Origin of the sequence: Cellulomonas sp. P24 (genome assembly GCF_024704385.1) — a bacterium.
Taxonomy (GTDB): domain Bacteria; phylum Actinomycetota; class Actinomycetes; order Actinomycetales; family Cellulomonadaceae; genus JAJDFX01.
The window spans coordinates 31689-45877 of sequence record NZ_JAJDFX010000002.1; the positions used below are offsets into that span (position 1 = coordinate 31689).

Genomic DNA, 14189 nt, shown 5'->3' on the forward strand with positions numbered 1-14189 from the left:
GCGCCATCGAGGGGCAGCTGTCACGACGCTCTGCTCCGCAGCCAGTCGGCCCGGCCCTGCAGAATCTCCTCGGTGCGGCCGACGAGCTCTGGTGGCGCACCCTCGTCGTCGGTTCGGTTGGCGATCTCGTCGCGGATGATGCGTCGCGCCTCGGCGTGGCGTCCTTCGGCGGTGGCCACCGCAGCCAGATCCAGCCGCGGGATCTCCTCGAACGGAGCCGCCATGGCCGCCGTCTCGGCGGCCATGCGAGCGGGGGCGAGGTCGCCGGCAGCGAGTGCGTGCGTGACGACGAGGTGGGCGACGTCGACGACGGCGACCACTGCGTGCTCGTCGAGCCGGTCGCCGTCGATGAGCCAGGTCCACCCGCCCCCGGCTCGTCGCTGAACCGGGGCGTCGAAGGGGCGGCCCTCGACGAGTCGCAGGGCGGTGCGCAGGTCCCCTATGCCATCGGCGCCGTGCGCCTGCCCCCGACCACGCAGGCGGCGGAACAGGTCGAGGTCGACGAGCAGGTCGACCACCTCGTACACCGCCGTCCCGCGGTGCAGCACCCCGTTCGCAAGGCGGGCGTCGGGCAGGTGCGGCTCCCCGGTGCGGGGGTTGGGGCCGAGCCACTCGCGCACGAGCCGGACGTACTCGCGGACCTTGGCCGGGGTGATCCCGAACGCGTCAGAGACCTCGCCCGGGGTGGCACCGTGCGGGTGCAGCGCGATGAAGGTAAGCAGCTCGGTCATGTAGGGCTTGCGCTTGACCAGGGGCTTGCCGCGAGTCGTGGCGCGCACCGGGCCGAGCAGGCGCAGCTTCGGCTGGCGGCTGGAGTCGGCGAACCACGCGGCGACGTCCTCGTCCAGACGAGGGTCGGCGTCCTCCACGTCGCGGCGCACCGTCGCCGCGACCCGGGGCGCGAGCGCCTGCAAGTCCGCGGGCGTCGTGGCGGACACATCCAGGTACAGCTCGTCGGGTTCGCTCAGGATGCTGCTCGCCTCCGGCTCAGCCGGTGCGCCCTCGCGCCGGCCGCGGTCGGGCTCGGGTTCCCGGGGCAGGGTGTGCTCGTCCCGCAGCGCGCCCGCCTGGTCGACGAAGGACCGCCAGCCCTCGGTGGCTTGGTCGTCGACGGGCACGGCGATGGCGTCAACCTGCTCGCTCTGGGCCAGGAGGGCCGCGCACCCCTGCGCCTCGTCGCTGGTCAGTCCGACGGCGACGAGGTCGAGGCCCGCACTGGCGAGGGTGAGCCGCCCGTCGGCGGTGACGTCCAGCACGATGCCGGGAGCGTCCCGTCGGGTGCCGCTGAGGACGACGCAGGTGCCCGTGTGGCCGGGGTGGTCGTGGACGAGATCGAGCAGCTCATCGAGAGCGGGGTGCGCCGTCGAGGCGTCGAGCAGGATCAGTCGGGCGGGCCACGCATCGGCCCCAGCCTGGGTGGCCCGCGCGGTGACGACGTCGACACCGACAGCGGCCGCGTTGTCGAGGGTGCGCACGGCCTCGGCCAGGGCGTCGTCGACCGGGTCGTCGCCGCCGTCCGCGGGGCCCTCGTGCACCCGGACCCGGTCGGGGTTCAGCGCCGCGAGCTCGTAGCCGACGCCGATGCACTCGACCCTGGCACCCGCCGACCACGGGTTGCACGCGACCTCTGCGACGAGGTAGCGCGCGAAGTCCAGTCCGTAGGTCGGGTCCCCCGTGATCGACACGTCGAGGTCTTCGACGTTGAGCAGCCACACCGCTTCGTCGTCCCCGACCCCGATGGTGGCCAGCAACGGGTAGGGCGCCGGCTGGTCGGTCACGTCGGGTCCGACCTCGTCCAGCGGCACGGCGGCCGGGACGCGCCAGTGATACCCGTCGGAGCTGCCGAGCCACGGCGCGCCCAGCGTGGTCGGCGTCCCCAGGTGCAGAATCACGTGAGTCGCCGTGAGTTCCACAGCCGCCAGGTCCGGCATCGTTGCGCCGCCTCGGGCGACCGTTGCGGCAAGGCGACGCAGGACAGCGTCCATGTGCTCGATGGTGGGGGCCGTGACCGCCCCCACGGCGGTGATCGTCTTCTCGACCGGAGCGAGCGCGCGGTCGGGGGGCGCCAGGGTGCGGCCGGGACGTCGGGCGCGGGACCGGGCGTGGCGTCGGCGAGCTTGCAGCAGGAAGAGGGAGCCCGCAAGTATCGCGCCTCCCCCGTCAGTCCGGCGAGCAGCCACGGCGCGGTGGTTGAGGTCTCTTCGTCGTCCTGCACCGGCACGTCGACCTGCGCGGCACCAGCGGGGACCGGCTCTGTTGCCGGGTAGGTGCTCGTCGGCGCCTCGCTCGGCTCGGGTACGACGACGGACGGAGCCGGCTTGGTCCCGGGCACGGGGGCCGCGGTGACGGACGCCGGGTCGGTCGTGGCGGGGACCGAGGACACAGTGCCGGGGATGGTCAGCAGCTGGCCGACGTCGATCACGTCCGGGTCGGTCACTCGCCGCCCGTCGGGCTGGACGGTGTTCTTGCTGGCTTCGAAGATCTCCGGGTACCTCCCTGCGTCGCCGAGCTCGCGGGCGGCGATGCGCGAGAGGGTGTCGCCCAGTCGCACGGTGTGGGTGTGGGGGCTCGTCACCGGTGCTGCAGGCGCGACAGGCGCGGGCAGCAGCAGCACAGTGCCCGCGTAGATCAGGTCCGGGTCGTCGGCCACCACCGGGTTGAGGTCGACGAGCTCCGGCCACCGATCGGCATCGCCGAGCTGGTCTCGGGCGATTGCCGACAGGCTGTCGCCGGGCCGGACCGTGTAGGTCGACCCCTCGAGCGCCGGCGGGGGTCCGGTGTCGACCTGTCGCGACTCGACCATCACTGGCGCGTCGACGACGTGGTGCGCCATAGCAGCGTGGGCCGGGGCGGCCCCAGCGACGGTCAGGCCCACGGAGGGGATGGCCACGAACAGCAGGCCCGCAGCGCTCACGAGCTGCCGCGCCGCGAGCTGCGGAACGCGCAGGCCCGGGATGCGCGGCGCACGCACCCCACGCAAGCGAGCGACCACCTCGAGCAAGATGGCCACGCTCAGGACCACCCACGCCAGCCATGCGACGAACGTGACGGCCTGAAGCACAAGGGTGCCGTCGTCGGGCGACCGCAGGGCGGTCCAGATCTGCCCGAGGGTGGGCACCTCGCTCGGGATCAGGTCGACGCCGACCCGAAGGAGGGCTGCCGGGACCGCGACCACGACGCCGATCAGCAGGACGCTGGCGACGAGGCCGACCAGGCGGGCGCGCAGTCTCATCGGACGACTCCCTCCACGGCGCGGACAGTCTGCGCCTCGGCATGGCCGGTGACAGTGAGCTCCTGGATCCCGATGATCGACAGAAACCGGGTTCGGTACGTCGTCGCCGTGTCCACCACGACGCGGGTCCCGACGACGCTGGCGGTGCCGGTGACCTCGGGGGTTCCCGCGATGTAGGTCGAGGCCGCCGCGACCGCCGCGGCCGGGTCGACCACCGCAGCTTGGCCGAGCACGGCTGCGGCGCCCTGGAGCTGCTGACCGCCGGCGCGCGCCGCCTCGAACGCGACCACCTGGGCGTGCTGCTTCGCGAGCACCTGGCCACCCAGGTCCACCGCGAGCCCGACCAGCAGCACCATCGTCAGCGCGGTCGTGATCATCCAGAGGGTCACCGAGCCACGCTCGGGATCGTCCTGCCCGAACCGACGACGCGTGGAGGTGGTGGGCATCGCAGTCACCTCTCGCGATAGGTATCGAGGGACGAGCGGACGGTGGCTTCGACGCCGAGCGAGCCGGGAAGGCCTGGCAGGGTGTCGGCGAGGGACACCTGGCACGTCACGGTCGCCCCGACCGACGCCGGTTTTCCGGCCGGTGCCGCGAAGCCGGCGACGTCAACGCTCACGTCACTGGCGACGCAGTTCAGTCCCTGAGCGGCCAGCGCGGAGGTGGCCGCTGATTGCGCCGCGGTCAGCGCCTCGTCCTGGGTGCGGGCGATGGACGCCGCTCGTGCGGCCTGGGCGGCTGCGGCCTCCACCGCCTGGTGGGCGACGGCGAGCCGCCCGCCGGCCATGATGAGCCCGAGGAACAGCGCAAGGACTGGGGCGAGGATGACGACCTCGATGACGGTCGACCCCTTGTCCGAGGGTCGGCCGCCTCGACGTCGTCGAGCGCGAGCGAGCGCGGCGATCATCTAGTCACCCGCTCGACGGGTGCCGACGCGCTCTGGGTGATCTGTGGTGTCCAGCCCGGGACAACGCTCATCGTCGCGCCTGTCACGACCACCGATGCGGTCGTGGCGTCTCGCGTCGCCGTGACCGTGACGCCACGCAGCACGTCCTCACCCCCCGCGGAGGCGACGAACTGCTCCGCAGCGACGTCTCCGGCCCCGGCCGACGAGTACTGCGCAGCGGCGGTGCGCGCACCCTCCTGCGCGGCCGCGATCGCCACCGTGCGGGCGTGGTAGATCAGCGCAGCCTGCATGCCCGCGAACATGAGCAGAAACAGCGCCGGCATCAGCACGACGATCTGCACGGTCGCCGAACCGCGGTCGATCGGCCGGCGCGCCGGCGCAGCGCGCTCCCGACTGCGTCCTAGGGCGGCTCGACGGTGGCGCACGGCACTCAGCTGATCCCTGGGATCTTGCTGTTCACGAATGCCAGGATTGCGGCGTAGACGAGCCCGGCGAGGGCTAGCAGACCGACAGCCCAGAACACGATCTCGATCGTGCTAGCCCCCTCGTCGTCGGCACGGGTCAGCGCGCTCCGGGCGCGGTCGCGCAGAGTGAGCCCGAAGGTCAGCAGGGTGGCGATCAGGTAGTGCGGCATCGTTCGTTCCTTCCTCGTGGCGGGCAGTGCCGTGCTCTACATGCCGAACAGACGAAGCAGGGAAGGGGCCATCAACAGGGCGAGGAACACCAGGCCGAGGAACGACGCAGGCACGTACATGCGCTCCTCGACGACGCTGGCCTCGGCCAGCTCCTCGGACAGCAGGCTGCTGCGCACAGCGGCGCTGCGGGCGCGCAGCGACCGGTAGACCTCTGAGTTCTCGTCGCCCGCCAGCCGCATGATGTGAGCGACGTCGGCCAGCTCGGGCAGGTCGAGGTTGTCCGACAGCTCCTTGAGCACGTCCCAGGGCGGTTGGCCGTTGTACCGGGCGCGGGCCAGCTCCTCGCGGATGCGGTTGAACACCCACGAGTCACCGATCTCGGCCGCGCTGGCCAGCGCGAGGGTCGCCCCGGCGCCGCTGTTGCGCTCCAGGGCGCACAGCTCGATGTAGGCGCTCAGCGCCCGGGCGCACTCGGTGCGCGCCCGCTTGGCCTCCTCGGCGATGTCCCGCGACGGCGCCATGAACATCAGCGCTCCGAGCAGCACCGTTCCGCCGACAGGCACGACGCCCGGCACCCGGATGCCCAGCAGGGCGAAGAACCCGGTGAGCAGGGACGGCAGCACGAGGCCGAGGAGTCCATAGGAGACCTTGCGGCCGTAGAACTCCGCGGAGGTACGGCGCAGGACTGCCAGGTCTCGGGCGGGTGCGGGCCCGAGCAGGCGGGTGGGCAGGGTCCGCTCGGCCCAGATTCCGAGACGTTCCTCCGTGTCGGGGACCGCGGACGACGTCGTGATGGCGCCGCGGCGTCGCGTGGCCGGGGACAGGCGAGCCAGGACGTGGCCGAGGTCCGGCTGGGCGGGCACCAGCGCGTACAGTGCCCCGGCCAGACCGGCGCCGACGACGACGCCGAGCACGAGCGCCAGCTGCAGGGCAGTCATCGGACACCCGCCCTCGCGGACGGACCCAAGAACCTGGGCAGGCCCTTGCCCTCGGTCATCTTCCGCATCCACAGGAGCCCGCCGGCGTAGGCGCCGAGCAGCACGAACAGCAGCACCTGACCCAGCGGAGTGCCGTAGGGCGCGACGTAGTCGCCCGTGAACGCCAGCCACACGAGAACACCGGCGGAGAACATCGTGACGAGCCGGGCGCTCCCCCGCGGCTTCGCGCGACCCGCCTCCACCTTGCGGCGGGAGGTCACGTCCTCAGTGACCGACTCGGCCACGCCCTGCAGGGCGTTCGCCAGGCCACGGTTGCGGCGCTGCGCCGCGAGGATGAGGTTGGCGACGATCAGGTCGCCGGTGACGTCGTCGAGGTCGTCGGCGAAAGCGCGCAGTGCCTGCTCGGTGTCCCACCGGGCACGGAGCCGGGCGACAAGCATGGTGACCTCATGCTTGATCGCGTCGGGCGTCGACCGCAGCGTCGCAGTCACGGCCTGCTCGAGGCCCACTCCCGAGCTCAGAACTCCCGCGAGGTTGCGCGTCCACTCCTCCATCGCCTCCAGCCTGCGAATGGTGGTGGCCGTGGGCGGGGCGGCCAGAAGGTAGGGCACGCCCAGTGCGGCGGCAGGCAGGACCACGACCGCGATCATCCAGCCAGTCGCCAAGGCGAGCAGCAGCCCGCTGCCGACCGAGACGGCCAGCACCAGCCGGGTCCGGCTGGACGTGCCCGCCAGCCGTCGCGCGAGGGCCGAGGGGCGACGCGCGACCGGTTCGCGGACCGTCTGCGGTCGAAGCGCGAGCACGGCCCCGATCAGCCCGGCGACGACCAGCGCACCAAACGCGGCCGACCACGCCCCGACGTTCACGCGCGCCACCCCCGACCGTCCGCCTCGGCCCGGAAGAGATCCAGGTCGAAGCCGTCGACAGTGAGGTCCCTACACCGCTCGCTCATCAGCCCGGTCGCCCGAGCCGGGCCCGCGCCGGAGGGGCCGAACAGGTGCGTCAAGGCGTAGCCCATCTCCCGTTCCCCGGGCTCCACCACGACGACCTCGCTGACCCAGCGCCGCAGCTGCTGACTGCCGTCCGGCATCGCGACGACCCTGCGGTTCAGCTGCACGATCACCTCGAGACACCCGGCGAGCTTCTCCAGGGCCAGGTCCCGCGTAACGTGCCCGCCGGACTCCATCGCGCACGTGACGAGCTTGCGAATGGCCGCCTCCGCGCTGGCGGCATGCGTGGTGGACAGCGACCCGGTACCGCTCTCCATCGCCTTGATCATCGTCCAGACCTCGCGCCCGCGGATCTCCCCGACGATCTGCCGGTCGAGGGCGAACCGGAAGCTGTCGTTGAGCGCCTCGTCGAGGTCAAAGGCACCGGCGGCCCGGCCATCCGCGCCGATCTCGCCCATGCCCGGTCGGGCCTCCCAGTCGACCACGATGTCGTGACGGCCCGTCTCGCGCAGGAACAGCTCGTACTCGGTCTCGAAGGTGCCCAGCACCTCCTCGCGCGGGATCTCCGCACACAACGCGCGCATCAGCGTCGTCTTCCCGGCGGACATCGGACCAGCCACGACGATGCTCCACTTGCCGCGCACCGCCGCAGCGAGGAAGTCCGCGCAGGCAGGACTCATGCAACCGCGGTCCACCCAGGCTGCGAGCGTGTCGACCTTGTGCCGGTGGCGGCGCACGACGACGGTCGGGCTGCTGGTCACCCATGCCGTCGCCGCGAGCCGTGCACCGCCGTCGAGCTTCAGATGCAGCCGCGGGGTGCTCTCGGAAAACGGGCGCGGGTTCGACTCGGAACGATTGGCCAGGAACCGCAGGAAGTCGATCAGCTCGTCGTCGCTGTCCGCCACCGGGTCGACCTGGATACGTGAGCCGTCCAGGAGCTGGAGCAACACCCGGTCGTGGCCGAGGATGAAGATGTTCTCGGCGCGGTCGTCGTCGATCAGCGGCTGAAGCCGACCCATGCGGAAGACGGCATCGAAGATCGCCTGTGCCATCTGCGTCCGTTCGGAAGCGGTCCACGCATCGCCGGTGCCGGCCTGGACGACGTCCGCGATGTGCTCCTTGAGCACGTCGTGGATGACCGCCCAGCCGTGCCGCTCCTGTTCGTCGCTGTCCATGTCGAAAGGTCGGCGGGGCGTGGCCGAGTCGTCGTCGGCCGATTCCCGGCGCCAGTCCCCGCCCAGGGCCGCGGTGAGGCGGCCGGCGACGACGGTGCGGAACGCCCGCACCAGCTCCCAGTCGATCGGCGTCGCGGCGGCGTCGCCCGTCGTCGCGGTGGTCGTCGGCTCTCGGCGCACCGCCGCCCGGCGGCGGCGTGCCTCCTCAAGCGCGGCAGGCCCGGTGACCGCGGGCCGCAGGGAGAAGTCACCACGGACGCGACCGGCCCGGGCCGGCGGGGCGGCGAAGATCGGCAGGGCGATCGGGTCCGTCGGCGGCACAGGTTCGGTGATCGGATCGCTGCTCATCGACGTCCCCCTCCCGTGGCGTCCAGTCGGGCGGCGGTGGCGCGGATCGTGCCAGTGATCGTGCTGCCCGTGGCGCGGATGCTGCGAAGGAGTGATGAGTCCTCCCAGCCCGACCGTCCAGCCAGCCGCTGCAGCGACCCGGGACGAGGCGGTCGCGAGCCGTGCGACAGCACGAGGGCGTGCTCTGGGTCCCAGGCGACGGCGGCCACCACCGGCAGCGACAGCACCCGGGACACCTCGCGAGCACCGAACGGGTCGCCTTCGCCGACCAGCAGCACGCCGAGTGAGCTGCCGGCCCCCGCCCGGTCAAACCGCTCGCGCAGCGTCTCCGCCCAAGACCTGGCTGCCGACAGGGCCACGAGGTCGGTCCGGATGACCAGCAGCGCGAGGTCGGCGGCCTCGATCAACGGCTCCGGACTGCCGAACAGCCCCAGTCGGCCGGCATCGACCACGACGTCCTGCCCAGTGTCCTCGAGCGAGCGCAACGCCGCCGCGAGCGGCTCCCACAGGCCGACGAGGCTGCGCGCCTGCTCATGGGACCGGGTGCCCGGCACGAACCGCATGCCCGAGCCCGGCAGCTCAAGGGAGACCTGCGCAAGGGTGTCGAGGAGTGGCCGGCCGTCCTGCTGAGCCAGGGCCAGCTCGATCATCGCCTCGGGCGGCATGATCGACCCCCGCAGGTACCCGGCGGCGACGGCGGACCCGCCAGTGGGGTCGGCCTCGACGAGCAGGCACGGCCGGTGCCACGTCAGGGCCAACCCGAGCGCCGTGGTCGTCACCCCGGGCGACCCGCTCGCGGAGCACAGGACGATGAGGCTCATGGGCTCACCGCTCTCGGGAGTCCAGAACGAGGGCGACGTTCCCTGTCGCGGCCATGCCTGCCAGGGCCGCGGAGTCGGCTGTGGGCACCTGAACCGTGACAATCGTCTCGGCGCCCGCACCCGTGGCGCTCGTGCCGGCCTGAGTCCCCACGACGACTGCTCCCACCGAGACGGGTGTCGCAGCTGGGTTGATCCCGGTGGCCTGGGCGGGCGTGGCAACGACACGGACCCGATCACCCGCCATGAGGGCGACCCCGGGCATCCGAGCCTGGGCCACCCCGATCCCCACCAGTGAGTTCCCGTCCGACGGAACGGTCGCCTTGGTCACCGACTCGGTCGTCACCAGCGAACCCGCCGCCACATCCAAGGCGGCGCGTTGACCGACAAGGCCGGCGAGGTCGCCACCGGCGACCGTGTGCAGGGACGGGTCCAGTTCGATGCGGACGGTCATGAGGTCCTCGCGAGCGATCACCGAGCCGCGCTCGATCGTCGAGCGCGCCGCGACGACCTCCTGCGCCGTCGTCGTAGAGGCCAGCAGCCAGACGTTGCCCAGCGCGCCCAACGCGACGACGAGCACCATCGCGGCGAACAACCCCCAGCGCCGGCGGGCGCGCGGCGGGTTGGGCACAGTGGCCGACGACGCCGAGCCGTTCGTGAGCCGGGTGTCGTCGGCTGTGCCCCGCCCCGTCTTGACCGGTGAAGTGACCGCGCTCGTCGTCATCGTCTGATTCCTTCCCCCGCGGCTCATTGGGTGAGCACCTGCGCTTCGCCGATCGTCACGCCCGTCGCCTGGGTCAGGTCGAGCGAGAGCGTCCCGGCCTGGCCGATGCCCGACCAGGTCACGACCCAGTGCGACGTGGCCCGCACCGTGTAGTCGCCCTGACGGGCGTATGTGTGCCCGCAGTCGGGCGACGACGCTTCGCCGTACGACACCGCGTAGGGAGTGCCCGGTCCTGCGCACGTCACGACCTGCCCGTCGCCCATGTCCCAGGACACCGAGGCGACCTTTGCCGTGGCCGAGACGCTCCAGCCGCCCGCCGAAGCCGTGCGCGTGATGGGCCCGAACGTCTGCGCGTCCGGGGCTGACACCCACATCCAGTTCGGCATCCCGACCAGTCCGACCGAACCAGCCCGCGCCTCCGGCACGATCCCGACCCGCACCGCCTGGAGCTGCATGGACGCGACCGCTTGCTGGGCGAGGGTCGCGGGGTCCGGCGGCGCAGCCGCCGCCGGCGCCGTCAACGACCAGTACTGGATCAGGAAGCCGACGACGAACATGCCCCCGTGACCTGCCGGCACCTCACACCGGTAGATCGCGCCGTCGGTGTGGCCCTCCCAGACCGGGTCGGTCTTGGGCGGCTGCGGGTCGGCGAGACCGGCCGGCAAGCAGTCTTGCCCGTTGATCTGGATGATCGGGACGGTGCCCGAGCCGCCTCCCGTGCCCGATCCCGATCCACCGCTGCCACCTCCGTCGCTCGGTGCCCCCGGAGCGGCGGACCACAGGACGCAGATGCCGAAGCTGTCGTATGAGACGCAGGTCGCGCCGTCAGCGAACGCCTCGGATACACCCGTGCCGACGACAGCCGCCGCCGTCAGCGTGACCGCCGCAAGGCACCGCCTCAGCCACCGCACGCCAGGTCCTTGGCCGGCTCGACGTATCCGACACGCCACGCTGTCGGATCAGGCAGCTCGTAGTTGTAGACGGAGATCTCCAGCGGGCTCGTCGCTGGACGGCCGGGCTGGACGATGGACTGACCGTCCTTGTCGACGGCGACGTAACGGCTCACGTCGACGCATGCGCCGAACATGACGGTCGGCACTACTGGTGGGGTCGCTTCCGGCATGGTCGTCAGGTCGACACTGCGCCGCTCAATCGAGTCCAGCACCAGGTCGCCCGACACTCTCGTCGCCATCGCTCGTGCAGTCGTCAATGCGTTCTTCCGATTGACCAACTCGGTCCCGATCGCGACCGCGTCGAAGCAGGTGTCGGGCGTGTTCGGCGGGTCAGAGAGGCACTCCGTCTGGGAACGCAGGTATGCCCGCACAACCTCCTCGGCGCGGGCCACCGCCTCGTCCTCCGGGCCTGGCGTAGGCGTGGATGTCTGCGTCGGCGACGTCATCGACGGGCTTGACGTCGCACTTGCTGTGGCAGAGGGCGGCTCAACGGAGCCGCCGGTGCAGCTTGCGATGAGTGCCGCGACGAGCGCGGTGAGCAGAACGCTCAGCGTCTGTCGGACGGATCTCGTCATCTGCGCTCCTCACGCTCTCGTCGCCCTCAGGCGGCGCAGGAAGCCGGCGTGCTCACCCTGAACTCAAGTCGATCCTTTAACGCTAGTGGCTATGGTGCGAATTGACTACTGCCCTCGGGCTCCGAAGAGCCGTGACACTGAGCGGAGGTCGCATCCATCGCGCTCGGACGAAGGTCGCTTCCACCTCAAATGCGGAGAAGTCGACCATCCTAGAGATGCCAGGGCGTTGAGTCACCCCCTGGAGTCACTCTGTGGACAGAGCCTCTGACTACGGGCGCAGTGCGCTCTCGACCTCAGTCGACAAGACGCCCAAAGTCTCCGCCATCGCGTTGAGAGTCGCCGCGGAGGGCAATCGACGGCATCCCTGCGCCTCCCACCGCTTCAGCGATGCGACAGACACGTGGGCGGCTCGGGCAACCTCGTCGACGCTGAGGCCTGCGGCGAACCGCAGCCAACGCAAGCTGGCAGCCCCCTCGGGCGGCAAGAGCAGCGCGGTGACGCGAACTTGAACGGCCCGCGCGACCGCATGTAGCAGTTGAGGGCTCCGTGGGCGCGCCTCGCCGCGCTCCCACATCGAGATGCGCTCCCCGCCGACGACGCCGACCTCGTGCGCGAGCTGGTGCTGCGTCAGTCCAGCACCTATTCGCGCGGCGCGAAGTGCAGCGCCGTCGATCGCCGGTGCGGTCTCCATGCGGCCACAACTTACGCGGTGGAGCCCCTCAGCTCGGAATCGAGTCCCTCGCGCCATTGTGTCCGCGGCGACCAAGGTCGCATCCGCTCCCGCTCGTGCGAGGTTGACTCCGAGCGCACATCGCACGTGGGGTTGGAGGTCAGCCACGCATCCCGCTCGTGGCGGCGGATGCCATCATGGTGGTTCGAAGACGCGGCGAGTCCCGACGTCAGCCGGGGGCATCACGCCTAAGGCGTCGCGCTTGTCGCGTCCGGCCCAACCGCCCTCTATCGCGATGCGCGACGACACGCGTCGCGACGAAGGTCACTCGTCCGGCTCGCTCGCCAACTTCGAGAGGGCATGGGCGAGCGCGTCGTCGCGAGCGGCCGTTGCGTGCTGGTATCGCATCACGGTGGAGGTCGTGGAGTGTCCCGCTCGGGCGCTCAGCTCGGCGAGCGTCGCGCCGGCCTGCGCCGCGAGGGTCAGGCCGGTGTGCCGCAACCAGTGGAACCTGAAGGTGGCCGGCAGGGACGTCTGCAGAACGGCACGCTTGAAGTGGTAGGCGAACGTCGTCTGGCGCATGTGCACTGTGGAGCCCGGCGCGGCCGGGAACAACAGCGCCTCGGGGCCGTCGGGCACGAAGGACTCCAGATGCGCCGCCAGCACTGGGCGGACGTGGGGTGGGATGCTCACCGTCCGCACGCCGGCGTCGGTCTTCGGCGGCCCGACGTGCGCACCCGTCTTGGTCCAGGTCACGCCTCGCTGAACGGAAATGAGTTCGGCCGTCATGTCCTTGCGTCGGAGTTCCAAGACCTCGCCGTTGCGCAGTTGGCACCACGCCCCGATCTGGACCGCCGCAGCCAGTGGCGCCGGCATCGCGGCGGCCAGCTCGTTGACCTGCGCCGGGCTGGCGACGACGGTCTGGGTCGCCGGTCTCGCGTTCGACGCACCGCGCACCCGGCACGGGTTCGCCGCTATCAACTCGTCTTCGATCGCCGTCGCAAGCACGCCCCGCAGCAGCGCGTAGGTCCGCGCCCGCAGCGTTGGCCTGTCCGGGACCAACCGCCGGTACCACCCGTTCACCAACGCCGGCGTCAACTCGGTCAGCAGCACCTCCCCCAACTCGGGATAGATGAGCTTGACCAGATAGTGCTCATACACGCGCCTCGTCGAGGGCCGAAGGGGCTGACCAGACGCGCTGCGCCGATCCCGCAGCCACACATCGGCGTACTCCTGCAGTGCCATCCGCCGAGCCAGAACCGCGGGACGCAGCACATGGTCCTCCAGGGCGGTGCGCTGACGCGCCAACCACGCGTCCGCATCCACCCGCCGGGCGAACGTCTCCGGCGCCTTCACCCACACCTGCGGGTCAGTGCCGGGCACCGTGTATCTGGCCCGGTAACGACCCGAGCCCAGCCGCTCGACACTGCCAAAACCTGAGCGCCTGCGCATGCCCCCCGCCCAGCGTCGTGGAATAACGTGGAATAGGCCACCATACGCGTCGTTCACTACCACGCCCCAAGGTTCCACCGTACAACCTGGTCAGAGGCACAATCTGCGAACACGGAGACGTCCGGTTCCGCACCCCTACAGCACTGAAAGACGGTTCGAATCCACTCGGGGCAGCATTTCAACGCTCTGACCTGGGGAGACGCAAGCAGCGCGAAGTGTCCGTGGAATAAGGCACGGTGCGGAGCCCCCCTGGACTGCGCTACACCGAGCCCCTTGATGCCTCGCGCGCTGGCGGGCCGACGCTGTCGAGGGGCCGTTGGCGAGGCTCACCACTCGGACCACGGACCCGCCACGGGCGACCCGGCGCGGTGCAATACCGGGCCGACACTGCCTCAGCGCGTACTCGCGCAGCACCGCGGTCCACACGATTCCCCACGGCGAGCTCGCGTTGCTCAGTGCGGGTGAGCGCAGCGCCAGAGGAACACCTCGGCGCGATATGGCGCGCGAGGCGCCTTGCGCAGATGGGTCAGGCAGAGGACCTGACCCGACGATCGCCCGCCAGCATTCATGCAGCTCGGCGGTGCCGCAAGCTCCGCGCGGCCCTCCCGGTGTCGTCAGGACCCCCACTCCATCTCGTACCCCCGATGGACATCGCCGGGCAGCACCATCACCCCGCCCAACTCGTGGGCGCGCAGGAGCTTGTCGACGTCATCTGATAGTTTGTTCAGATGTTCATTAGTGACGGGCAGGCGACAGAGGCGATGCATCAGTGCGCACCGGACTCCGATTCAGATCGGATTGCTGCGCTGACC

15 protein-coding genes are annotated in these 14189 nt (G+C 71.1%); all 15 read right to left on the minus strand.

Going from position 1 to position 14189, the window contains the following annotated elements:
• Window positions 1–20: 20 nt before the first annotated feature.
• Window positions 21–1892 (minus strand): hypothetical protein, encoded by a 1872-nt coding sequence (locus LJB74_RS00285; protein ID WP_259306653.1) that lies wholly within the window; start codon window positions 1890–1892, stop codon window positions 21–23.
• The gene (locus LJB74_RS00290; protein ID WP_259306654.1) at window positions 1889–3232 is read right to left on the minus strand and encodes a LysM peptidoglycan-binding domain-containing protein; all 1344 of its coding nucleotides are present in this window, start codon (window positions 3230–3232) and stop codon (window positions 1889–1891) included. The genes LJB74_RS00285 and LJB74_RS00290 overlap by 4 nt, the downstream gene beginning before the upstream one ends.
• A complete protein-coding gene (locus tag LJB74_RS00295) occupies window positions 3229–3678 on the minus strand; it encodes a Tad domain-containing protein (RefSeq protein ID WP_259306655.1) in 450 nt (149 codons plus the stop codon). The genes LJB74_RS00290 and LJB74_RS00295 overlap by 4 nt, the downstream gene beginning before the upstream one ends.
• Before the next feature lie 5 nt (window positions 3679–3683).
• Entirely contained in the window at window positions 3684–4139 is a 456-nt protein-coding gene (locus LJB74_RS00300) for a TadE/TadG family type IV pilus assembly protein (protein WP_259306656.1), read from the minus strand.
• Window positions 4136–4462 (minus strand): TadE family protein, encoded by a 327-nt coding sequence (locus LJB74_RS00305; protein ID WP_396125099.1) that lies wholly within the window; start codon window positions 4460–4462, stop codon window positions 4136–4138. Before LJB74_RS00305 ends, LJB74_RS00300 begins: the two co-directional genes overlap by 4 nt.
• A gap of 107 nt (window positions 4463–4569) precedes the next feature.
• Complete coding sequence (locus LJB74_RS00310) at window positions 4570–4773, minus strand: hypothetical protein (protein ID WP_259306657.1); 204 nt, start codon at window positions 4771–4773, stop codon at window positions 4570–4572.
• A 36-nt stretch (window positions 4774–4809) separates the two neighbouring features.
• Window positions 4810–5712, minus strand: coding sequence for a hypothetical protein (locus tag LJB74_RS00315; protein WP_259306658.1), 903 nt, complete (start codon window positions 5710–5712; stop codon window positions 4810–4812).
• Entirely contained in the window at window positions 5709–6578 is an 870-nt protein-coding gene (locus tag LJB74_RS00320; protein WP_259306659.1) for a type II secretion system F family protein, read from the minus strand. Before LJB74_RS00320 ends, LJB74_RS00315 begins: the two co-directional genes overlap by 4 nt.
• Entirely contained in the window at window positions 6575–8185 is a 1611-nt protein-coding gene (locus LJB74_RS00325; RefSeq protein WP_259306660.1) for a CpaF family protein, read from the minus strand. Before LJB74_RS00325 ends, LJB74_RS00320 begins: the two co-directional genes overlap by 4 nt.
• Window positions 8182–9006, minus strand: a complete 825-nt coding sequence (locus LJB74_RS00330) for a hypothetical protein (RefSeq protein WP_259306661.1) — start codon at window positions 9004–9006, stop codon at window positions 8182–8184. The genes LJB74_RS00325 and LJB74_RS00330 overlap by 4 nt, the downstream gene beginning before the upstream one ends.
• Before the next feature lie 4 nt (window positions 9007–9010).
• Window positions 9011–9727 carry an SAF domain-containing protein gene (locus tag LJB74_RS00335; RefSeq protein ID WP_259306662.1) on the minus strand — a complete coding sequence of 239 codons (717 nt, stop codon included), beginning with the start codon at window positions 9725–9727 and terminating at the stop codon, window positions 9011–9013.
• A 23-nt stretch (window positions 9728–9750) separates the two neighbouring features.
• Window positions 9751–10638 (minus strand): hypothetical protein, encoded by an 888-nt coding sequence (locus tag LJB74_RS00340; protein ID WP_259306663.1) that lies wholly within the window; start codon window positions 10636–10638, stop codon window positions 9751–9753.
• Window positions 10626–11072, minus strand: coding sequence for a hypothetical protein (locus tag LJB74_RS00345; RefSeq protein WP_259306664.1), 447 nt, complete (start codon window positions 11070–11072; stop codon window positions 10626–10628). The genes LJB74_RS00340 and LJB74_RS00345 overlap by 13 nt, the downstream gene beginning before the upstream one ends.
• 451 nt (window positions 11073–11523) lie before the next feature.
• Window positions 11524–11946 carry a helix-turn-helix transcriptional regulator gene (locus tag LJB74_RS00350; protein ID WP_259306665.1) on the minus strand — a complete coding sequence of 141 codons (423 nt, stop codon included), beginning with the start codon at window positions 11944–11946 and terminating at the stop codon, window positions 11524–11526.
• A gap of 303 nt (window positions 11947–12249) precedes the next feature.
• Complete coding sequence (locus tag LJB74_RS00355) at window positions 12250–13281, minus strand: site-specific integrase (protein WP_259306666.1); 1032 nt, start codon at window positions 13279–13281, stop codon at window positions 12250–12252.
• Window positions 13282–14189: the final 908 nt, after the last annotated feature.